The following is a 20,949-nucleotide window of genomic DNA, read 5'->3' as shown; positions in this document are numbered from 1 at the left end:
TTCGTCCTCTTCTTCCGATGCTTCCTACGGGGTCGCGCGCACGATCACGAGCGATCCCTCGTAGGTCGGCCGACTGCGCAGGTGGCCGAACTCCTCGTCCCAGGCACCGGACTCCAGGTCCGCGCGGAGGGTCCGGTCGAAGTGCTCGCGCACCCGGTCGTCGACGAAGCTCCAGGCCGAGCACGCCTGCCGGGCGGCCGGGTCGAGCAGTGCCTCCGGGCGCCCGTAGTAGGCCTCGTTGAACCCGTCGGTGCAGTCCAGGGGGATGGGCACGGTCTGGACCGTGCCGGAGCCGCCCAGGGCCGAGGCCAGCTCTTCGACGGTCGGGTGGCGCAGGGCCTCGGTATCGAGGACCTCCGGCGCGTACCGGTACAGCCAGAAGTCCCGGACCAGGTCGGGGTCACAGGTCAAGATGACCACCGGGCCTCGGGCCACGCGCCGCATCTCGCGCAGTCCGGCCCGTACGTCGGGCCACTGGTGGACGCCGAACAGGGTCATCGTCGCGTCGAACTCACCGTCCATGAAGGGTAGTTCCTCGGCGACGGCGCCGACGTCGAGAACGGTCCGGGAGTCACCGAGGGCCTCGGCGATGAACCGGGCGATGCGTTCGTCCGGGCGGCGGTGGGGGGAACGGTCGGCGGCGGGGGAGCCGATGGCTCCTGCCGGATCAGGGCCAGGGCCTTCTCCAGGGCCTGGTCGCGTTCCACCGGATCCGCCAGGTACTGGCTCTGGCGGGCCAGCAGGGATTCGGCGCGCGCCGTGTCCGACCGGCCCAGGAAGTCGGTCGCGTTGTCCTGGGCGGAGCCGGGCGTCACGGGTCCGCGCAGGCGGACCTGACGACCGTGCTCGGGCCAGTAGAAGGTGAGTGCGGCCCGTGGGTGGACGGCCAGTTGGTGTCCCTTGGGGCTGAAGCCGTGCCCGGCGAACTGCCATCCGGCATCGTCCACCCCCTTGAGGAGCAGCACGCGGGCGTCCGGGTCGCCGGCCTCGTCCACGGTGGACAGGGTCATCGCGTGCGGGTCGCGCAGTCCGTCCGCCACGGCGTCGGAGAGCCAGGACAGGAAGAGCCGCACGGGATCGGCCGGAGCCCGCTCCGGCTCGAACTCCGGAAGGGGCCCCGCGAAGACCTCGATCCCCCGCAGCCAGCCCCGGACGGCGCTGCCGTGATCTCCCTCGCCCATCAGATGACCTCCTCCACGCACAACCTGCCGACACCATCCTGCATCTGCGGTCAATATTCGACAATCACCTGGCAAATGCTTGTCCGAAGGCCCAAGTCGCGTAGCGCTTGAGCAGGCGAGATTGGAGGTGTCGACAATCCCCGTGCGCCAAGCACCGGCGCGAGCGGATCGTCCGGTGGGTCGTTCGTGAGAGCCGGTTCGTTCACCCGTCGAGTGAAGCCAGTGCCCTGCGGGTGACGTCGGCCGGAGCCGCGGCGATGACGTCGTTGAGCGCGTCCATGGAAGCCTGAAGGTCGCTGATGGCCTGGGCGATGCGGTCGCGCTCCTGGTGGAGGTCGGCGAGCAGGTCCGAGCAGGTGGGGACGAGACGGTCGCCGGTGTCCCGCAGGCACGGCAGGACCGCGGTGATCGTGGAGGTGCCCAGGCCGGCGGCCAGCAGGCTGCGGATGCGGCGGACAACGGCAACGTCCTCCTCGACGTATTCCCGGTAACCGCTGGGGCGACGCTGCGGATGCAGCAGACCCTGCTCCTCGTAGTAGCGCAACGAGTACACGGCCACGCCGGTCCGCCGGGACAACTCACCGATGCGCACGAGGACCTCCCGATGGCCGCGCGGACCTGGCCCGTTCGACTTGACTCTCATACCGATGTGAGACTTTAGCGTCTGCGGCATGAAGGTGAACAAGGGTTTCGCGACGCTCGCCGCATTGTGCGTGAGCGTCTTCGTCGTGGGTACCTCGGAGTACCTGATCGCCGGGTTGCTGCCCCAGGTCGGCGAGGATCTGGACGTCTCCGTGGGAACCGCCGGACAAGCAGTGACCGCATACGCGCTCGGAGTCGTGGTCGGAGGGCCGCTCATGGTCCTGTTGACCTCGCGTCTGCCGCGCAAGGGCCTCGCCATCGGGCTGATGTTGCTGTTCGCGGCCGGCAGCGCGATCAGCGCCGTGGCGCCGTCGTTCGGCCTGCTCCTGGTGGGCCGCGTGGTGTCCTCGCTGGGTCACGCCGCCTTCCTGGCCCTGGCGCTGGTGACGGCGACTCGGGTGGTCCCGGCTGAGAAGACGGGCTCGGCCATCGCCACCGTGGCCTCCGGCTTCACCGTGGCCACGCTCCTCGGAGTGCCCCTGGGGGCACTGCTCGGGCAGGGCGCCGGATGGCGGGCTCCATTCGCCGTGCTGACCGTTCTGTCCCTGGTGGGCACCGTGCTCCTGGCCGCCGTACTGCCCCGGCAGGAAGCACCGTCCACGCGACTGCGTGACGAGGTGCGCGTGGTGACGCGTCGGCCGGTCGTGCTCGCCATCGCCACCACCGCGGTGGGCTTCTCCGGGGTCGCCACGGTGTTCACCTACATCGCCCCGCTGCTGACTCGGGTCTCCGGCTTCTCCGCCGCGGCGGTCTCCGGTCTGCTGCTCGCCTACGGCGCGGGTAGTTTCCTCGGCAACATCACCGCCGGAAAGCTGACCGACAAGTCGATGAGCGCCACCGTACGCGGGGTCTTCGGCGGGTTGGCGGGGACGCTCCTGCTCCTCCCGTTCGCCGTGGTGTGGCAGCCCACCGCCGTGGCAGCGGTCCTGGTACTCGGTCTGTTCGCCACCGCGACCATCGCCCCGCTGCAGGGACTGATCCTGCACCACGCGGGTGCCGCGCCGAGCCTGGCGGTCTCCGTCAACGTGGGCGCCTTCAACCTGGGGGCCGCAGCCGGCTCGGTCATCGGTAGCGCGATCGCCGCCGCCGGTGCTCTGCGGTGGACCGGCCTGGCGGGCGCGGTGCTGAGCCTGATCGGACTGGCCCTGACCCGTCTCGTCCTGCCCCGGACACGGACGTCGGCGAAGGAGGACGCCGCACACGAAGCTCCGGTCACCTGATTCCCTGTCCACTCGCCGCGCAGAGGAGGTCGCCATGGACGCGATCCACAGCGCTCGTCACGGCGGGCCCGACGTCCTGTCCTCCAGGCCCGGCGCCCCGTATCGCCCTCGCTGTCGGCGGCCAGGTCCTCCACGCTCAGTACACGTCGCGGCCGTACCGCTTGGCGGCGGAGAGCTGCTTCAGGTACGCGGCGGCCTCGTCGGCGTCGAGGCCCCCGTGCGTCATGGCGATGTCGCGCAGTGCCCGGTCCACGTCCTTGGCCATTCGGCTCGCGTCGCCGCACACGTAGAAGTGGGCGCCGTCCTGGAGCCAGGACCACACCTGGGCGCCGTGCTCGCGCATGCGGTCCTGGACGTAGACCTTGGTCCGCTGGTCGCGGGAGAAGGCCAGGTCGAGCCGGGTGAGCGTGCCGTGCCGGTGGAGTTCCGCCAGCTCCTCGCGGTAGTAGAAGTCGGTGGCGCGGCGCTGTTCGCCGAAGAACAGCCAGTTTCCGCCCCGGTGGCCGAGCGCCCGGCGGTGTTCGAGGAAGGCCATGAACGGTGCGATGCCGGTCCCCGGACCAATCATGATCGCCGGGGTGTCCGCACCCGCGGGCGGGCGGAAGTGCGCCGAGCCCTGCACGAACAGCGGTACGGGCGTGCCCGGTTCGGCGTCCGCGAGGAAGGCGGAGGCGACGCCCGTGCGGTGGTGGCCGCCCGGACCCTCGTAGCGCAGGACCGAGACGGTCAGGCTGACCCGGCGGGAGTCGACGAGCGGGCTGGAGGAGATCGAGTAGAGGCGGGGTCCCAGGCGCCGTAGGCGCTCGGCCCACTCCTGGGCACCGATCCGCACCGGGAACTCGGCCAGGACGTCGACGGGCTGTCGCCCCCAGGTCCACCGGGCCAGGCCGTCCTTGTTGTCGGGGCGGGTCAACTGCTTGAGCGTGCGGTCGCCGGTGTGCTCGGTGATGAAGCGCAGCAGGTCGGGCGTGAGCCGGGTGATGTCCAGGTGCCGGTGGAGGGCCTCGGCGAACGGCATGGGGTCGCGGCCGGGTACGGCGACCTCCGCGTCCGCGGAGAGACCGGTGGCGGCCAGCCATTGCGTCACCAGGCCGGGGCAGTTGACCGGCTGGACCCCGAGGGCGTCTCCCGCCTCGTACGCCGGGCCGTCCTCGCCCAGGTCGAAGGTGAACCGGCGGACCTCCTTGGCGGCTCCGGGCAGGCTGAGCAGCCGGTTGCCGGACAGTCGGGCGGTGTGGGGGGCTCGGCGGTCCGCCGCGGGCCGGGGCCCCGCGACGGGCTGCTCCGGGTCCGGGGCGGCCACGAGCGCCTCGCGCACCTGCTCCAGCCACCGCCGCGCGGGCTCCTCGTAGTCGGGCTCGCAGTCCACGCGGGGCAGCAGGCGCCGGCCCCCGAGTTCTTCGAGGCGCCGGTCGAGCCGGCGGCCGTGGCCGCAGAAGGCGTCGTAGGCGGAGTCCCCCAGGGCGAGCACCGCGTACCGGACGTCCTGGAGGCGGGGCGCGTCGGCAGCGCTGAGGGACTCCCAGAACGCGGCTCCGTTGTCCGGCGCGTCGCCGTCGCCGAAGGTGCTGGTGATGACCAGCAGATCGGTACCGGGCGTCAGGGCGGCCGCCGTGCGGTCCGCCATGCCGTGCACGCTCGCCGGGGAGCCGCTCCCGGTCAGGGCCGCTCCGACGGTGGCCGCGAGCTCCTCGGCATTGCCCGTCTGCGAGGCCCACAGGACCGTGGTGTGCCGGGCCGGCCGGTCCGGGGCGGCGGGAGCGGTGGCCGGAACGGCCGGGGGAGCGCCGGCCAGGGCGGTCGCCGTACGCGCGTACGTGCCGGCGAGCACGCCGTCGACCCAGAGTGCGTGCCCGGCCTCGAAGGGGGCGCCGGCGGGCAGCGAGGGGACTCCCGGGCCGGGCGGGGCGGAGGCCAGCCCGGCGAGGAAACCGGCGAGGTACTGGCGTTCCCGGTCGGAGAGGGCGGGCGGGGTCCGGTCCTCCAGCCCGAACACGCAGGCGAGGGCGGCCGTGGCGGGGTCGGGCGGGGCGGCCGTGGCGGGGTCGGGCGGGGCGGCCGTCGCGGGACGGGCCAGCGCGGCGACGATGCCCGATCCGGATCCGGCCCCGGCCCCGGCGGCCCCGGATCCCGCGCCCGTGCCGGCCGGCAGGGCCGCCGCGGGAACCGGGGCCCGCGTCTTGGCCAAGGTCACCGCGCACATCTTGAACCCGGGCTGGAAGGAGAGCGGGTCGACGGTGTCGTCGGTGACGGCGTTGACGCTGAGGTACTCGCCGTACAGGTCGTTCCAGTGGAAGGGGGCGAAGCAGTTCCCGGGCCGGACCCGATCGGTGACGACGGCGGGCAGCACGGCCCGCCCGCGCCGGGAGGCCACCTCCACCCCGTCGCCCTCCTCGATGCCGAGCGCGGCCGCGTCCTGCGGGTGGATCTCCACGAACGGTCCGGGGTTGAGCTTGCCCAGCTTGGCGACCTTGCCGGTCTTGGTCAGGGTGTGCCACTGGTGCTGCAGGCGGCCCGTGTTGAGCACGAACGGGTAGTCGTCGTCGGGGAGTTCGCCGTCCGGCAGGTGCGGACGGGCGAAGAAGACGGCCCGTCCCGTGGACGTCGGGAAGACCAGTCGGGGGCGGGTGCCGTCCGGTCGCTCGGTCAGGGTCTGGCTGACCCCGTCGTTGAGGTAGCGGACCGGGTTGCGGTCCGGCCCGCCCGGGGCGGCCGGCCACTGCACCGGGCCCGAGCGCAGCCGGTCGTAGGTGACCCCGCGCAGGTCCCAGCCCGTCTTCGGGTTCCAGGCCTGCCGGAGCTCCTCGAACACCTCCTCGGCGCACGTGTACGTGAACGCCTCGGCGAACCCCATTGCGCAGGCGACCCGGGCGATCAGCTGCCAGTCGGGCAGGGCCTCGCCGGGCGGGTCGGCGGCCCCCTGCACCAGGGTGAGGTTGCGCTCCGAGTTGATCATCACGCCGTCCGCCTCGGCCCACAGCGTCGCGGGCAGCGCGATGTCGGCGTAGGCATTGGTCTCGGTCTCCGCGAACACGTCCTGAGTGATGACGAGTTCGGCGGTCTCCAGGGCCTTGATCACGGTGCTGCGGTTGGCGACGGAGGCGACCGGGTTGGTGCAGATGATCCAGCACGCCTTGATCTCGCCGGCGGCCATCTTCTCGAACATCTCCACGGTGCCGCGGCCGACGTCGGTGCGCAGGGTGCCCTTCGGCACGCCCCACAGCTCCTCGACGTAGTCGCGGTCCTCCGCCACCAGGACCGAGCGCTGGCCGGGCAGCCCCGGCCCCATGTAACCCATCTCCCGCCCGCCCATCGCGTTGGGCTGGCCGGTGAGGGAGAAGGGGCCGCTGCCCGGGCGGCAGATGGCTCCGGTGGCGAGGTGCAGGTTGACCAGGGCATTGGTGTTCCAGGTGCCGTGGGTGGACTGGTTGAGGCCCATGGTCCAGCAGCTCGTCCACTCGCCCGCCTCGCCGATCCAGCGGGCGGCCAGCCGGATGTCGGCCTCCGGTACGCCGGTGATCCGGGAGACCCGGTCGGGCGCGTAGTCCTCCAGGAAGGCGGGCATGTCCTGCCAGCCCTCGGTGTGCTCGGCGATGAACGCGGGGTCGGTCCAGCCGCCCTCGACCAGGAGGTGCAGCAAGCCGTTGAGCAGGGCTAGGTCGGTGCCCGGCCGGATCTGCAGGAACAGGTCCGCCTTGTCGGCGGTGGCGTTGCGCCGGGGATCGACCACGATCAGCTTGGCACCGGAGACCTTGACGCGGTCCATCATCCGCAGGAAGAGGATGGGGTGGCAGTCGGCCATGTTGGCGCCGATGACGAAGAAGGCGTCCGCCCGCTCGAAGTCCTCGTACGAGCCGGGCGGCCCGTCGGCGCCGAGCGAGAGCTTGTAGCCGGTGCCCGCGCTCGCCATGCACAGCCGCGAATTGGATTCGATCTGGTTCGTCCGCAGGAAGCCCTTGGCCAGCTTGTTCGCCAGGTACTGGGCCTCCAGGGACATCTGGCCGGAGACGTAGAGCGCCAGCGCGTCGGGGCCGTGCGCGTCGAGGAGCTCCCGCAGGCGCGCGGCCGCCTCGGCGACGGCCGCCTCCACCGCGGCGGGGGCGGGCCCGGCGCCCCGCTCGCCGCGGACCAGCGCGGTGGTCAGCCGGCCCGGTGCCGCCAGCATGTCGGCGTGCGTGGCGCCCTTGGTGCACAGGCGCCCGGCGTTCGCCGGGTGCTGCTTGTCCCCGACGGCCTTGGCCACCGTACGGCGGCCGTCGTCGCCCGTGGCGACGTCCAGGACGATCCCGCACCCCACCCCGCAGTAGGAGCAGACCGTACGCACCCGTTGCCCGGTCGCGGCCTTCGCCTCCGCACCCGCCTCCGCCACCGCGGACCTCCTCGTGCCTTCGGCCGACACCGCACCGCTCCGGGCCGCTGCGGCCGTGTGCAGGCCGGTCCCGTCGCGGTCCAACGTAGGAAGTCCCTGTTGCGCGCAGGTGACGGGCGGTGCGCCCCCGGGGTTACAAGCGGCTTCGCCCGGACCGCCGAGGGCGGTGAGGTGGTCAGCGGCCCAGCGCGTCGAGGTGCTCGTAGAGTGCCAGGTGGCCTTCGGCGGTGGGGTGCAGGCCGTCGGCGAGCAGGTCGGTCCGCTCCCGGAGCGGCTCCCACAAGTCGAGGTGGTCGATGTGGTTCGCCTCGCACCAGGCCCGCAGGAAGGCGCGCAGGGCCAGTGCGCGCGCCCGGGTGAAGCGCAGGCCCTCGTAGTCGCGGGTGCGGTCCTCGTCGAGCCAGGACGGTCCGGCGACGACGAGCCGGGCGCCCCGGCTCAGGGCGGTGGCGGCCAGCGCGTCGAGGCTGTGGGTGAGCGGCGCGAAATCAGCGGGTGCGTCGGCGTCGATGTCCTGCGCGCCGGCGAGCGGTACGGCGGAGTCGTTGATGCCGGCGGCGACCAGGAGGGTGTCGGGTCGGCGGGCCGCCAGGAGTGCGGGCGTCTGCTCGCCGACGTCGGCGAGGGTGCTGCCGGGCACCGCCAGGTTGAAGAGCCGGCGTTCGGCTTCGTTCCCGGCGATGTGGGCGGCCGCCAGGTGGCCCGCCCAGCCGCCCCGCGGGTCGCAGCGTCCGTAGGCGATGCTGTCGCCCACGACGACGATGCGCTCCGCCGGGCGCAGCGGCTTCGCGTCCAGGTAGGCCCAGGTGCTTTCGCCGGAGGAGAGGACCACCCGGCGGCGGGTGTAGTCGTCCACCTCGTAGGCGTCGGCCGCCGCGAGCTCGCGGTCGGTGAGGTGGAGCACCGCGCCTTCGACCGAGGCGCCGAGCCTGCGCTCCAGGATCAGGTGCACGTCCAGGCCGCTGGCGGCGATCACGGCCGGATCGGTGATCTTCAGGGGCCGGGTGGTGTAACCGGCCAGCGAGGCCGGGGAGGTGGGCACGGCTCCGCCGAAGAGGGCGTTCTGGACCCGCTCCTCCATCAGCGTGCCGAAGGAGAACAGGGTGTGCGTACGTGATTCGGTCACAGCGAGCCGCAGGGCCTTTCTGCACGGAGGGTCGGGTTTCACCCTAACGGCCGGCGGTGACGGGCGGAGCCGGGGTTTCGGACTACTCCTCCTGGTAGGAGTGGCGCTGTTCCTTCCAGGGGTCGCCGATGTTGTGGAAGCGGCGCTCCTCCCAGAAGCCGCGGCGGTCGGCGGTCGGGACGGGGCCGTGGTGCGAGACGGGCCAGACCTTGGCGAGGCGCTGTCCTGGGGGGAGCGGTTCGGTTCCCACGGGGTGCTGGTCCTTTTCCGGTGGCGACGACGGGACGGCGGCACGGCGCCCGCGCTCCGCGTCGCGAGCGCCGCCGTAGGAGGATCCCGCCAGCAATGCCGCCGCGGTCCGGACCCGTGGCACGGCCGTCGGGGAAATCCCGGACCTGACCCTCCGCGGCCCCGGGCCCCGGGCCCCGGGCCCGGCCCGGCCCGACGGCGAAGCCGTGCGCGTCGGCGGGTGGTCGTCAGCGGGCTCCGGCAGCCTCCGGATCCGGGGCGGGCGGCGGGTTGTGGCAGGTCACGTCCTTCGCGGGCAGCCGTCCCGTCGACAGGTACGCGTTGACGGGCGTGTTGGCGCAGGCCGTGGGGTTGGAGAGGTACACACCGTGCCCCTCACCCCCCAGCGCCAGCACCATCCGTGACCCCTTGAGCGCCCGGTGCAGCCCCTGGCCGGTTTCGAGCGGGGTCATCGGGTCCCACTCGTTCTGCACGGTCAGGACATCGGCCCGGGTCTTCATGGGCGTGGCGGGCTCCAGCGGCCGCTGCCAGAAGGCGCACGGTTTGATGTTCGACGCGAAGTCCCCGTACAGCGGGTGCTTCACCTTGTCCCGCGCCGCGTCCCGCGCGTACTGCTCCGGATCGCGGGGCCAGCTGTCCGTGTCCCCGCACACCACGGCCCAGTACACGGCGGTGACGTTGCTCGCGGGAGGGGCGTCCGGCCCCTCCGGCGCCCCTCCCGCGCCGACACCCGCGCCGACACCCGCGCCGACACCCGGGCCGACGGCCCGGACTCCGCCGAGCGGCGACTGCGCACCGGGCCCCTTCCCGTCGGCGCCCTTCCCGCTCGCGCCCGGATCGGTGCCACCCGGCGGCTGGGGCGTCTTGTCGGCCGACGCCTTGATGGACTTGACGACGGCCGAGGCACCGCGGGGATCGAAGAAGAGCGACGGGTCGGCCCTGATGTAGTCACCCGTCACCTTCTCCCCGTAGTGCATGAACGGGTCCCGGTCGGCCCGCGCCACCAGTGCCCAGAAGGTGGCCGAGACCGCCTCGGGCGTGGCGCCGAGCCCATAGGCGTCCGAGCGCTCGGCCGCCCACCGCGTCCACCGCTCGAAGGCGGGCTCGGCTCCGGTTCCCCACGCCTGGATCATGCCGCGCCAGACGCGCCCCGGGTCCACGCCGCTGTCCAGGACGAACCGGTCGGTGCGCTCGGGGAACATCTGGGAGTACACCGCGCCGAGGTACGTCCCGTACGAGTAGCCCAGGTACGAGACCGTCCGTTCCCCCAGTGCGGCGCGGATGACGTCCATGTCGCGCGCCGTGTTGCGGGTGGTGATGTACGGAATCACATCGCCCGACTTCGCACGGCACTTGTCGGCGATTCCGCGCGCCCAGGCCACGTCCGAGGCGAAGGTCTCGGGCCGGTACGCCCCGCCGACGCCCACCTCCGCTTCGCTCAGATCACCACAGCCGATCGGGCTGCTCTCACCGACGCCGCGCGGGTCGAAGCCGATGAGGTCGTAGCGGTCGCGGACGTCCTTGGGCATCTCGGCATTCGTCCGTAGCGGCCGGTGGAGACCCGAGGTGCCGGGGCCGCCCGGGTTGAGGAGGAGGACGCCACGCCGCTCGGCGGGGTTCTCGCTCTTCATCCGGGAGATGGCGAGGTCCAAGGTGCGTCCTTCGGGACGCTGGTAGTCGAGCGGCACCTTGAGGGTGGCGCACTCGTACGCCGCCGGCCGATCGGGGCTGCAGCGGTGCCAGTCCGGTGTCTGTCGCATGTACCCGGGGGTCGGGGCGGCGGAGGCCGATGGCGCCGCCAGCCCGGTCAGGGCGGTGGCCAATAATCCGGAGGTGGCGAGCAGCGGTGCGAGACGCTTCATGCGTGTGGCCCCGTTCCTTTGTCTGGGGAAATCGCTTGCGCCTCGACTGTGTTGGACGAGCTGGTCAGACCGGATCCCTCCCGGGAACGACCTTCCATCCTCCGCACGTATTACCTGAATTCCGGACATGTGGCCGAGACTCACCCTCAAGATCCGCTGATCCGGCGGGACTTCCGGGGAAGGACCCGCCCGTTCACTCGTCAACACCTCCTCCTGGGGGAGGACGGCCGAGGCGGGCGTTCAGACGGCGGTCGCGCTTCGGTGGATCCTGCCCCGACGCTTCATGCGGTGCACCGCGCCCGGTCCCTCATGCCCCGCGCGCGGTACGGCGGCCGTCCGGTGTGTCTGCGGCCCTCCGTTCCCGGCGGGCGGTATGGATGGTGGGTCGGGGACGAGAGCGGGGAGCGGTGCGTGGCGGCGATGGTCGGACTGTTCTGGGTCACTCCGGACGCGGTGTACGTGGGGTCGCCGCCGAACGCCGTCGGAGTCGGCGTCCGGCTGACCGCCGGGGGCCTGGAATCGATGGACCCCGACAGCCCCCGGACGTGGACCTGGACGGAGTTGCGTTCCGCCGTGGTCGAGGACGTTCCCGGGCACAACCCGGTGGGCCGTGCGACGAAGGCCCTCGGCGCGATGATCTCGGCCGCGATCGGAGCGGACTACCTCGGCGAGGGTCCGCCCGAGATGACGCTGCGCCTGGAAACGGAGGAAGGTACGCACGAGGTCACCGTCCACGCAGCGGTGGCGGGCTATCCCGCCGAGGAGGTACGGCTCTCCCAGGACCTGCTCGACCGCTACGTGGCGGGAACCGCCGACCCGCGGGCCCTCGAGGAGTGGGGACGGGAGTACGCCCCGGAGGGCACCCCCGAGCCGCGGGCGCGGGAGGCCCTGCTGCACGCCTGGGCGCAGCCGTAGCCGCGGTCCCGCCCCCGCTCAGTCGATGCAGAACTCGTTGCCCTCGATGTCCAGCATCGGGATGCACGAATCGGTACCGTCGTACAGCGTTCGCACGTGCACCGCACCGAGCGGGACCAGCCGTGCGCATTCGGCCTCGAGTGCGGCGAGGCGCTCCGGTTCCGCACAGTCGAAGGTGACTTGGAACTTCTTGATCGACGACATCGGCCCAGCATAGGGCCGGGCTCTAGGACGACTCCTGGAGGTAGGCGGCGATCATCGCGAGGTCGTTGGAGATGGCCAGCACCTCGGTGGGGTCGGCGCCCGGTGTGGAGGCGCCGTTGACGCCCGCGTAGAAGGTGTCGAAGCGGCCGCCGCCCTTGCCGAGGTAGCCCGCGATGGTGATGGCGCCCACGGCCAGCCGGTCGTTGAGCGCGTCACCGCCGACGGCCGCGCCGGTCTTGGCGAACACCTTCCCCCGGGCCGGACAGCTGCGGCAGTTCTCGGCCAGCAGGCCGTCCACCCCGAGGATGGGCAGGGCCTCCCGGAACAGCCGCGCGTCCGGGGTCCGTTGCCAGTACGCCAGCATCTGCACCAGCACCTGTGGCGTGGCCCGGTCGGCGGGGTTTCCGCCCCGGCCGTCCATGAGCTGCGCCTGCTCGCGGTCGACGCCGGCCTCGTCGAGGAAGTCGGCGAGCACCGGGAAGCCGGCCGGGCACTGGTCGCTCTTCGCGGTGACGGCGAGCAGGCAAATGCCGAGGTTGGCGCCCAGGTTGTGGCTGACCTTGAGGATCAGCTTGGCGTACTGGGCGTAGGGCGGGGAGGTGTACGCGGCCACGCGCGGGCGTCCGTCGTAGTCGCGCGGCAGCCGCCCCACCGGATTGGGGCCCGACGGGTCCGCGGTGACGTGCACCCCGGCACGTTCGAGGGCCTCGATCAGCGCGACGCGGCCGAAGGCGGCCGGATCGCCGATCGGCGAGGTGCGCAGCAGCGGTGCGGAGTCCGCCGCGATCGTCCCGGTCAGGCGGATCCGGGTGCCGCCGTCGGTGGCCGTCACCGTGACCGCGGTCGGCTCCCCGGCCGCCACGGTCTTCACCGCCGAGGTGACCTCGTAGGGCGCGACCTTGGGCCGCCAGTCCAGCCGGGCGGCCGCGCCGGGCCGGCTCCCGGGGGTGGTCATGAGGTCGATCAGGTTGTCGTTGATGATCAGGGGCGTCGGGGTGGGGACGAGCTCCGGGTCGGGGACGAACAGCCGGCTGTCGACGATCACGTCGCCGTCGACGCGGGTGATGCCGGAGTCGCGCACCTGCCGGGCGAGCCGGTCGATCCCGGCGAGCGGGTTCTCCGGAGTGAGGGTCGCGCCGGGGAAGTCGTTGGCGTAGGTGTGGTCGAGGTCGGTGTACGCGACCGTGCCGTCGGGGCGCGTCCGGCCGCCCATGGTGAGGTCGCCCTGGGCGACGAGGTCGAGGTCACCGGTCAGCGTGGCGCCGTCGCGCGCGCCGACCGCGTAGAGCGGGGTCACGAAGCGGTGGTCGGCGCCGAGGGTGTGCCACGGGCCCGAGACGCTGATCAGCTTCGCGGTGGATCCGGGAATGAAGAACTGCTCGGGGAAGAGGCTGTGCACCACGCGGCCGCTCTCCGGGTCGGTCTGCAGCAGGCCCCACTGGGCATTGCGGTAGTCCGGCTTGCGCATGATCTCCGTGATGCGCGGGTCGAGGCCGGCGATTCCCGTGTCACCCGTCGCCGACGGCGTGGTCGCAGACGGAGAAGGGGGCGGGGTCGGCGTCGGGTCCGCCCCGGTCGCGGTACCCGAGGCGAGGGCCACGAACAGCAGGACGGCACAGGCGACGGCCGTACCGCGCCGAGGAGGTGCCGGTGCGGGGTGGATCGGTCTGCTCACAGCGCGCTCCGTTCGTCGCGGCTGTTTCCTCCCGAGGCCAGGAAACAGAGTGGTACGGCCGCGCCGCGCCGGCGCGCCGGGCGGGGTCTCACTCCTCGGTCGGCAGCCAGCAGCCGTGCAGGCCGAGCGGGACGCGCACGGGGATGCGGGCGCGGGCCACCGGGCCCGCGGCGGGATCCTCGGCGGGGATGACCAGGAACCAGCTCGAACCGTCGGTGCGGTCCGTGGCGAAGGTCAGCCAGTGGCCGCCCTCCTCGGAGCCGGTCCCCGAGCCCGGCGCGGGGGCGAAGACCGGCTCGCCCACGGAAAGGTCCCCGGCCGGCCAGACCCGGGAGGTGCCGCGCTCGACGTCGTACCAGCGCACGGCGTCGAACTCGCCCGGCAGCAGGTCCGTCCGCCCGGTTTCGGAGGCCAGCGCGGTGTGCCGGTGGCGCCGCCCGATGCGCCGGTCGTCGACCCGCGGGAACTCCACCCGCGCGTCGTCCAGGGGGGTACGGACCATGCTGCCGGCGGCAGGGTCGAGGCGCGCCCGCACCAGGCCACCGCTGATCGGTTCGCCGTCCCCTTCCGGGCCGCCGACGGTGAGCCTGCTCCACTGCACGTAGTCGAGGACCACCGGGGCGTCCGCGCCCGGGCCGTCGTCGTACGCGTTCACGGTGTGCCACGCCCAGAAGGCCTCGTCGGCCGCCCAGCGCACCGGTCCGCCGTCGCGGGGGATCAGCGCCACCCGGGTGCCGCGTTCGGGGCGCCAGGCCAGGAAGGAGCCGCCGCTCATGGCCGCGGCGAGGTCGAAGAAGGCCGGGGCGAGGACGAGGACGGCGTAGCGGCCGGTCAGGGCCATGTCGTGGATCATCATCGGCTCGTCCACCCCGTCGACGGGAGTGGGCCCGCGGCTGACCCTGCCGTCGCGGTCGATGACCGACCAGGTCAGGTAGGGCGGCTCCAGGCCGTAACAGAAGACGACCATCTCGCCCGTGACTGGGTCGATCTTCGGGTGGGCGGTGATGCCCGCGGGCAGCGCCCCGCCGAAGTCCTCGCGGCCGAGCGTCGCCAGTTCGGTGTCGATCCGGAACGGGCAGGCCGACTCGGCGAGGGCCAGCAGGCGTCCGGAGTGCCGGACGACGTTGATGTCGGGCATGTCCCGGAAGGTGCCGGCGAGCTCCGGCCCCACCTGGTCGGCGTCCGGCACGATCATCGATTCGAGGCCGCCCCACAGGGCGCGGCCGGCCCGTTCCTCGGCCAGCAGCGCGGGGGTGCGTACGAAGCGGTTGCGGTAGCGGGCCCGCCCGCCGGAGAGCCACACGCCGTGCAGCATGCCGTCACCGTCGATGGGGTAGAGGTACGAGCCGATCGGGGTGAACCGCGGATTGGGGCCGTTGCGCAGGTACAGGCCGTCCAGGGTGTCCGGCAGTTCGCCCGTGACCTCCAGGTCCGTGACGTCGACCTCGTCGGACACGGGCGCGAAGGACCCCAGCAGGTGGGGGACGCGGGTCGGGTCGAAGCGGGGTGGCACGTAGGTGTTCACGGGACCTCCCGGTGCGCGGTCCTCCGTGGGCGCGCTGGTACGGCACCTTCCAGTGAAACCCTCGGGGGGTGAGGGTGCCAGGCAGGCCCGGACCGGCCCGGGCGGTCCGGGACCGGTACCGCCCGCGCCAGCCGGTACTGGGCGACCTCAGGAGGACGTGAAGAGCTCCTCCTGCGCGCCGTCGAGGACGAACCCGTTGTCGATGCGGACACGGACCGTCACACGGAGCTTCTGCTCCTGGAAGGCGATCCACGCCGGTTCCAGGGAGGCGACCTGCTCCTCGAGCTGTTTCCGGCTCCCCTCGGGCATCTGATGGCCGAAGGAATCGAGGAGCGACTTCAGGCGCTCGTACTCGCGGACGTCCTCGCCGCTCTGCGGCCGGTGCTCGTCCACCCGCTCGACGGTGCCCCCGGTGCCCGAGGCCAGGGCCAGGAACCCGGCGACCGCGTCCCCCGCCGCCGTGAGCGAACCGGTCAGCGTGAGGTCCGCGGCCAGCCTCACCCGCTGGCCTTCGTTCAACGTCATCGATCCCTCATCTCCCCGGTCGGTGCACGAGCCTATCGGTGACCCGCACGCCGGGGCCGACCGGCACCAGCACGGCCACCGGCACCGCTCAGTACGAGAACGCCATCGGCCGGTCGTGGTCGTCGTGGTCGCCGCCGATCCGGGTGGGCGGGTCGAGTTCGTGCGGTGCCGGTTCGGCGGGGCCCGCCCGCACGGCCCGGACCATCAGGGTGATCTCGATCGCGGCGAGTACGGCGTACAGCGCGGTGTAGGCCGTGAGGGAGGCGATCACCTCGCCCTGGGAGACCTCGGGGGACACGGCGCCGGCCGTGCGCAGCAGCCCGTAGACCACCCACGGCTGGCGGCCCATTTCCGTGAAGATCCAGCCCCAGGAGGTGGAGACGAGCGGGAACGCCAGGGTCCACAGGGTCAGCCACCAGTACCAGGCGGTCGCCCTCGGGGGAAGCGGGCGGGAGCGGGTCAGGGCGAGCCGTGGCACCTCGTCCTCGGTGGTGCGCAGGGCGGGCCGGAGCAGGAAGCGGCGCCGCGTCAGCCACAGGCCGAGCAGGCCCAGGCCGAACGAGGCCATGCCGAAACCGATCATGAAGCGGAAGCCCCAGAAGGCGACGGGGATGTTCGGGAGGTAGTCGCCGGGACCGTACCGCGCCTCCTCGGCGGCGGCGGTGTCGTTGATCCCGGGGACGTAGGCGGTGAAGTTGCCCTCCGCGAGGAAGGACAGCAGCCCGGGGATGGACCATTCGACCGTGTTGTGACCTTCGGACACGTCACCGATGGCGAAGACGGAGAAGGGCGCGGAGGTCTGGCCCTCCCACAGGGCTTCGGCCGCGGCCATCTTCATCGGCTGCTGCTGGAACATGACCTTCGCCAGCGTGTCCCCGCTCAGGGCCACGAGCAGGCCGGAAACGGTCAGGGTGACCAGGCCCAGGCGCAGCGAGGCCCGCATCACGGGAACGTGCCGGCCGCGCCGCAGGTGGAACGCCGCCACGCCCGCCATGAGGGCCCCGCCGGTCAGGAACGCGGCGGCGAGGGTGTGGTAGACGACCACGAGCGTGGTCTCCTGCGTGAGTACGGCGAGGAAGTCGGTGAGTTCGGCGCGCCCGGTCTCGGGCGAGATGGTGTACCCGACGGGGTGCTGCATCCACGAGTTGGCCGCGAGGATGAACCAGGCGGAGAGCACGGCCCCGACGGCCATCGCCCAGACACAGGCCAGGTGGATCCGCTTCGGCAGCCGGTCCCATCCGAAGATCCACAGGCCGATGAAGGTCGATTCGAGGAAGAAGGCGATCAGCGCCTCGAAGGCCAGGGGCGCGCCGAAGACGTCGCCGACGAACCGCGAGTACGTCGACCAGTTCATCCCGAACTGGAACTCCTGCACGATGCCCGTGACCACGCCCATCGCGACGTTGATCAGGAACAGCCGGCCCCAGAACGTGGTGGCCATCAGATAGGTGCGCTTCCCGGTCCGCACCCACGCGGTCTGCAGGACGGCCACGAGCACGCCGAGGGAGATCGTCAGCGGCACGAAGAGGAAGTGGTAGACGGTGGTGATGCCGAACTGCCACCGGGCCACCGTGTCGGGCGCCAGAGCCAGGTCCCACGGCATCCTCGTCCTCCTCAGCCCACGGCCGCTGCTTCCTGCGGGGCCACTCTGCCCGGCGCAGGGGCACACGGGCGGTCAGCGGCGGCCGACCCGCGCGGGGTTGCCCCGGACGGTCGTCAGGAGCGCACCGACACGTGGTCGGCGACGGCCTCGTGGGTCAGGTGGAGGCCCGCCCGCAGAACGGCGTCGTGCCGGGTGGGGTGCGCCGCGCGGTGGGCGAGGTCCAGGGCGCGGGCCCGGTCGAGGTCCGTGGCGCAGTCCCCGCCGCGCAGGGCGGTGTCCACGGTCCGGGCGGTGGCCCGGACCAGCGGGGCGAGCTCGCGCAGGGCGGTGTCGGACCCGGTTCCGGGAGGTGGGGCCGAGCCGTCGGTACGGGCGCGCTCCCGTAGTTCCCGGGTGAAGTACTGGAGGGTGAGGGCGGTCCGGGCGGCGAGCCTCAGCCGCTCTTCCAGCCCCTCCGGCGGCCGTTTGGGCGTACGGAGGTACAGCCGGGGGAGCCGGGTGCGTCGAGCGGCCCGCTCGTAGGCCGCGAGGCCGTTCCGCGGCCGCAGCCACAACTCCGCGTCCTCGGGGAGCCCCTGCGCGGTGGGCGGTCCGCCCGCGCCGAGCCGGTCGGCGACCGCACCCAGGAGGTCGTCGAGTTCGCCCCGGTACGTGCGGAGGCCGGCCGCGGCCGACCGGTACGGGTCCGGCGGCCACAGCAGCGGCCCCAGCAGGACGACGGTGGCGACGCCGACGGCGCTCTCCGCCAGCCGGGCCAGGGCGTAGCCGGGGAGGGCGGTCGCGTAGATCACCAGCGCGCTCACCAGGACCTGCTGGTTGGGGGCGCCGCCCCGGTACATCAGGTACATGCCCGCGCAGCCGCAGGCCAGTACGGCGAGGAAGGACACCGACGCGGCCACCGACACCGAGGTCACCGAGGAGGCCGTGGGCGGCGGCAGCCAGTGCAGCACGAGCGTGGTCAGCGCCACCCCCACGACGACGCCCACGAGCCGCTCCCAGCCCCGTCGCGGGGCGTCGTACACGTCGTCGCGCAGGATCAGCACGGCGGGCAGGGCGGCCGGCACCGGAACCGTGCTCGTGCCCCACCACAGGCAGAGGAACCAGGGCACGGCGGCGCACACGGCCAGGCGGGCGGCGGAGCGCACTCGGGCGCGGGGCGGCGGGTCGAGCGGGACGGGGACCGTACCGGGCATGGCGGACATCGTAGGCCCGTGCGGCCGGCCGCGCGCCATCGACGGGACGGCCGGGCCCGCCTATGATGCCGACGCGCCACGCACCTCGAACATGCATACCCACAAAGGGCGATGGCGGTGTCCGGGACCCGTACCGGGAACGCCGCTCCGCCCGACGAGTTCGGAGGTTCCGTTGAGCACATCCACACGCACCCCGCGCACCCCGCGCAGAATGGCGGCGCTGGCCGTCGGCCTGACCGCTGTCCTGGCAGCGTCGGTCGGTCCGTCCTTCGCCGCGCCGCACGGCTCGACCGGCCCGGCGGTGATGCGCACGGTGGCCGCCGCCCCGTCCGTGGTCAACCCGGGCAACCAGGTGTCCCTCCAGTACGACTCCGCGTACCTGCCGATGACCGCCAACGGTGGCGCGGCCCCCTACACCTGGTCGGCCGTCAACCTGCCGACCGGCGCCTCGATCAATCCCTCCACCGGCCTGATCTCGGGCCTCCTGCGCGGCAGCGGCATCCGTACGGTGGCCGTCACCGCCAAGGACGCCACGGGTGCGACCGGCTCCACCAGCTTCACCTGGCGCGTGATCCGCGACGCCTGTCCCCGCTGCTGACCCGGCGGCCCGGCACCCCCTCCCGAGCGCCGATCGCGGGGAGGGGTGCCGGGCGCTGCTCCTCGGGCAGGATGTGCGGATGAACACGACGGAAGCGGCATCGAGGGCACGGGCGCTGGCCACCGCGGGCGAGCGGCGCGTCCTGGGCATCGCCGGGCCCCCGGGGGCCGGAAAGTCGACGCTGGCCGCCCGGCTCGCGGACGCGCTCGGGCCGGAGCGGGCCGTCGTGGTCCCGATGGACGGCTTCCACCTCGCCCAGGCCGTGTTGGACCGCCTGGGCCGCGCCGACCGCAAGGGCGCCCCGGACACCTTCGACGCCGCCGGCTACGCCGCCCTGCTGCGCCGACTGCGCACACCGCACGGCCCCACGGTGTACGCGCCCGCCTTCGACCGCTCCCTGGAGGAACCGATCGCGGGCAGCATCCCCGTGTCCCCGGACGTACCGCTGGTGATCACGGAGGGGAACTACCTGCTGCACGACGCGGGGGAGTGGGCCTCGGTGCGCCCCCTGCTGGACGAGGCCTGGTACCTCGCCCCGGCCGAGGACCTGCGCCTGGAGCGGCTGATCGGCCGTCATGTACGACACGGCAAGGACCCCGCGCACGCGCGCGCATGGGTGGCGCGCTCGGACGAACGCAACGCCCGCCTCGTCGCCCTCGGCCGCCACCGCGCCGACTTCGTCCTCGACGCCGACTGACGGCGCCCGGCCGGGCGCACGCGGCGGGTCGCCGTCGTGCGCTCTCGTGCCAACACCCGTGCACGGTAAGGAAAGTCGGGCGGGCGGGGCGTCCGTAGCTTTCGGGGTGTGCCGGGCCGCGGGATCGATCGCGGACGGCGATGATCCATAGTGCTCCGGGAGGACACCCCCCCATGTTCGACATCAACCAGGTCCAGGCCGCCCCGAGCGCGGACCTGCTCACGCCCGACAACGCGGTCATGCTCTTCGTCGACCACCAGCCGCAGATGTTCTTCGGTACCGGCAGCGGTGACCGCGCCGCCATCATCAACAGCACGGTGGGCCTCGCGAAGGCGGCCAGGGCCTTCGACGTGCCGGTCGTGCTGACCACCGTCGCCGCCGAGTCCTTCTCCGGTCCGCTGTTGCCCCAGCTCGCCGAGGTGTTCCCCGGGCACGAGGTCATCGACCGTACGTCGATGAACGCGTGGGAGGACGAGGCGCTCGTGGCGGCGGTCAAGGCGACCGGACGCAAGAAGATCGTCCTGTCGGGCCTGTGGACGGAGGTCTGCCTGGTGCTGCCCGCCCTGTCCGCACTGGAACAGGGCTACGAGGTCTACGTGGTCTCCGACGCCTCCGGAGGCGTCAGCCCGACCGCCCACGAGCACGCCGTCCAGCGGATGCTGGCCGCCGGAGCCGTGCCGGTGACCTGGGTACAGGTGCTGCTGGAGCTCCAGCGCGACTGGGCCCGCCAGGAGACGTACGGCGCCGTCATGGAGATCGTCAAGGCCCACGCCGGCGCCTACGGCCTCGGCGTCGTCTACGCGCAGGCCGTCATCGGCGAGCACGCGGCCGGCTGACCCCGTTGGACACCGGCATCCTGATGTTGCGTCTGCTGGTGGGCCTCCTCGTTGCCGCCCACGGGGTGCAGAAGGTCAGCCGGCACCTGGGCGGCCACGGCCTCGACGGCGGTGCGCGCGAGTTCCGCGCCGACGGTTTCCGCGGCGGCGTCCTCACCGCCCTCGCGGCGGGCGGCGGCCAGATCGGATCGGGCCTCCTGCTGGCCGCCGGCCTGCTGACCCCGCTCGCCGCGACCGGTGTCATCGGCGTGATGACCGTCGCCCTCACCGTGAAGTGGCCCGGCGGCCTCTGGGTGCAGAACGACGGCTACGAGTACCCCCTGGTGCTGATCGTCACCGCCGCCGCCCTGGCGGCCACCGGGCCCGGCGCCCTCTCCCTCGACGCGGTGATCGGCCTCACCCCGTACCCGCTGTGGTGGACGGCCCCCGTACTCGCGGCGGGCGTCGGCAGCGGCCTGCTCACCCGGCTCGTCCTGCACCGCGCCCCGGCCGCCGCCGACCACGGCTGAGCCCTCCACGGCCGGTCCCT

The 20,949-nt window shown here is 72.9% G+C and carries 17 protein-coding genes and 2 pseudogenes; 6 read left to right on the top strand and 13 right to left on the bottom strand.

Annotated elements, in window-relative coordinates; genetic code table 11:
• Positions 1-24 precede the first annotated feature (24 nt).
• From OG207_RS03380 to OG207_RS03370, 3 genes are all read right to left on the bottom strand, one after another.
• Positions 25-522 (bottom strand): hypothetical protein, encoded by a 498-nt coding sequence (locus tag OG207_RS03380; RefSeq protein ID WP_329095725.1) that lies wholly within the window; start codon positions 520-522, stop codon positions 25-27.
• The gene (locus tag OG207_RS03375) at positions 495-1,181 is read right to left on the bottom strand and encodes a pyridoxine/pyridoxamine 5'-phosphate oxidase (RefSeq protein WP_329095722.1); all 687 of its coding nucleotides are present in this window, start codon (positions 1,179-1,181) and stop codon (positions 495-497) included. The genes OG207_RS03380 and OG207_RS03375 overlap by 28 nt, the downstream gene beginning before the upstream one ends.
• Positions 1,182-1,383: 202 nt before the next feature.
• Entirely contained in the window at positions 1,384-1,773 is a 390-nt protein-coding gene (locus OG207_RS03370) for a MerR family transcriptional regulator (RefSeq protein WP_329095720.1), read from the bottom strand.
• Between the two features lie 79 nt (positions 1,774-1,852).
• Between OG207_RS03370 and OG207_RS03365 the strand changes: the two genes are divergently transcribed.
• Entirely contained in the window at positions 1,853-3,043 is a 1,191-nt protein-coding gene (locus OG207_RS03365; RefSeq protein WP_329095718.1) for an MFS transporter, read from the top strand.
• Between the two features lie 136 nt (positions 3,044-3,179).
• Here the strand turns inward: OG207_RS03365 and OG207_RS03360 are convergent, their stop codons facing one another.
• From OG207_RS03360 to OG207_RS03345, 4 genes and pseudogenes are all read right to left on the bottom strand, one after another.
• The gene (locus OG207_RS03360; RefSeq protein WP_329095715.1) at positions 3,180-7,412 is read right to left on the bottom strand and encodes a bifunctional nitrate reductase/sulfite reductase flavoprotein subunit alpha; all 4,233 of its coding nucleotides are present in this window, start codon (positions 7,410-7,412) and stop codon (positions 3,180-3,182) included.
• 175 nt (positions 7,413-7,587) lie between these two features.
• Positions 7,588-8,538, bottom strand: coding sequence for a GDSL-type esterase/lipase family protein (locus OG207_RS03355; protein ID WP_329095713.1), 951 nt, complete (start codon positions 8,536-8,538; stop codon positions 7,588-7,590).
• Positions 8,539-8,620: 82 nt separating this feature from the next.
• Positions 8,621-8,713: pseudogene (locus tag OG207_RS03350) on the bottom strand (sulfite oxidase-like oxidoreductase); the annotation flags it as partial.
• 301 nt (positions 8,714-9,014) lie between these two features.
• Positions 9,015-10,649 carry an alpha/beta hydrolase gene (locus OG207_RS03345; RefSeq protein ID WP_329095711.1) on the bottom strand — a complete coding sequence of 545 codons (1,635 nt, stop codon included), beginning with the start codon at positions 10,647-10,649 and terminating at the stop codon, positions 9,015-9,017.
• Positions 10,650-11,060: 411 nt separating this feature from the next.
• Between OG207_RS03345 and OG207_RS03340 the strand changes: the two genes are divergently transcribed.
• Positions 11,061-11,564 carry a hypothetical protein gene (locus tag OG207_RS03340; protein WP_329095710.1) on the top strand — a complete coding sequence of 168 codons (504 nt, stop codon included), beginning with the start codon at positions 11,061-11,063 and terminating at the stop codon, positions 11,562-11,564.
• 18 nt (positions 11,565-11,582) lie between these two features.
• Here the strand turns inward: OG207_RS03340 and OG207_RS03335 are convergent.
• The 6 genes and pseudogenes from OG207_RS03335 to OG207_RS03310 all read right to left on the bottom strand — a co-directional run.
• Positions 11,583-11,720, bottom strand: a pseudogene (locus OG207_RS03335) (VOC family protein); the annotation flags it as partial.
• 70 nt (positions 11,721-11,790) lie between these two features.
• A complete protein-coding gene (gene dacB, locus OG207_RS03330; RefSeq protein ID WP_329095708.1) occupies positions 11,791-13,443 on the bottom strand; it encodes a D-alanyl-D-alanine carboxypeptidase/D-alanyl-D-alanine endopeptidase in 1,653 nt (550 codons plus the stop codon).
• A gap of 88 nt (positions 13,444-13,531) precedes the next feature.
• Positions 13,532-14,968 (bottom strand): carotenoid oxygenase family protein, encoded by a 1,437-nt coding sequence (locus OG207_RS03325; RefSeq protein ID WP_329095706.1) that lies wholly within the window; start codon positions 14,966-14,968, stop codon positions 13,532-13,534.
• Between the two features lie 147 nt (positions 14,969-15,115).
• Complete coding sequence (locus OG207_RS03320; RefSeq protein WP_329095703.1) at positions 15,116-15,493, bottom strand: hypothetical protein; 378 nt, start codon at positions 15,491-15,493, stop codon at positions 15,116-15,118.
• An 88-nt stretch (positions 15,494-15,581) separates the two neighbouring features.
• Positions 15,582-17,096, bottom strand: a complete 1,515-nt coding sequence (locus OG207_RS03315; RefSeq protein WP_329095702.1) for a cytochrome ubiquinol oxidase subunit I — start codon at positions 17,094-17,096, stop codon at positions 15,582-15,584.
• Positions 17,097-17,209: 113 nt separating this feature from the next.
• Positions 17,210-18,289, bottom strand: a complete 1,080-nt coding sequence (locus OG207_RS03310) for a hypothetical protein (protein WP_329095700.1) — start codon at positions 18,287-18,289, stop codon at positions 17,210-17,212.
• A 172-nt stretch (positions 18,290-18,461) separates the two neighbouring features.
• On the opposite strand from OG207_RS03310, the gene OG207_RS03305 reads away from it, so the two are divergent.
• From OG207_RS03305 to OG207_RS03290, 4 genes are all read left to right on the top strand, one after another.
• On the top strand, positions 18,462-18,887 hold the full coding sequence (locus tag OG207_RS03305) for an Ig domain-containing protein (RefSeq protein ID WP_329095698.1): 426 nt from the start codon (positions 18,462-18,464) through the stop codon (positions 18,885-18,887).
• A 79-nt stretch (positions 18,888-18,966) separates the two neighbouring features.
• Complete coding sequence (locus OG207_RS03300; RefSeq protein ID WP_329095696.1) at positions 18,967-19,584, top strand: nucleoside/nucleotide kinase family protein; 618 nt, start codon at positions 18,967-18,969, stop codon at positions 19,582-19,584.
• Between the two features lie 173 nt (positions 19,585-19,757).
• Positions 19,758-20,420, top strand: a complete 663-nt coding sequence (locus OG207_RS03295; protein WP_329095694.1) for a hydrolase — start codon at positions 19,758-19,760, stop codon at positions 20,418-20,420.
• A 5-nt stretch (positions 20,421-20,425) separates the two neighbouring features.
• The gene (locus tag OG207_RS03290; RefSeq protein WP_329095693.1) at positions 20,426-20,929 is read left to right on the top strand and encodes a DoxX family protein; all 504 of its coding nucleotides are present in this window, start codon (positions 20,426-20,428) and stop codon (positions 20,927-20,929) included.
• Positions 20,930-20,949 lie beyond the last annotated feature (20 nt).

It is taken from the genome of Streptomyces sp. NBC_01439 (genome assembly GCF_036227605.1).
Lineage (GTDB): Bacteria > Actinomycetota > Actinomycetes > Streptomycetales > Streptomycetaceae > Streptomyces.
This window is presented reverse-complemented; position numbering and strand designations above follow the sequence as displayed.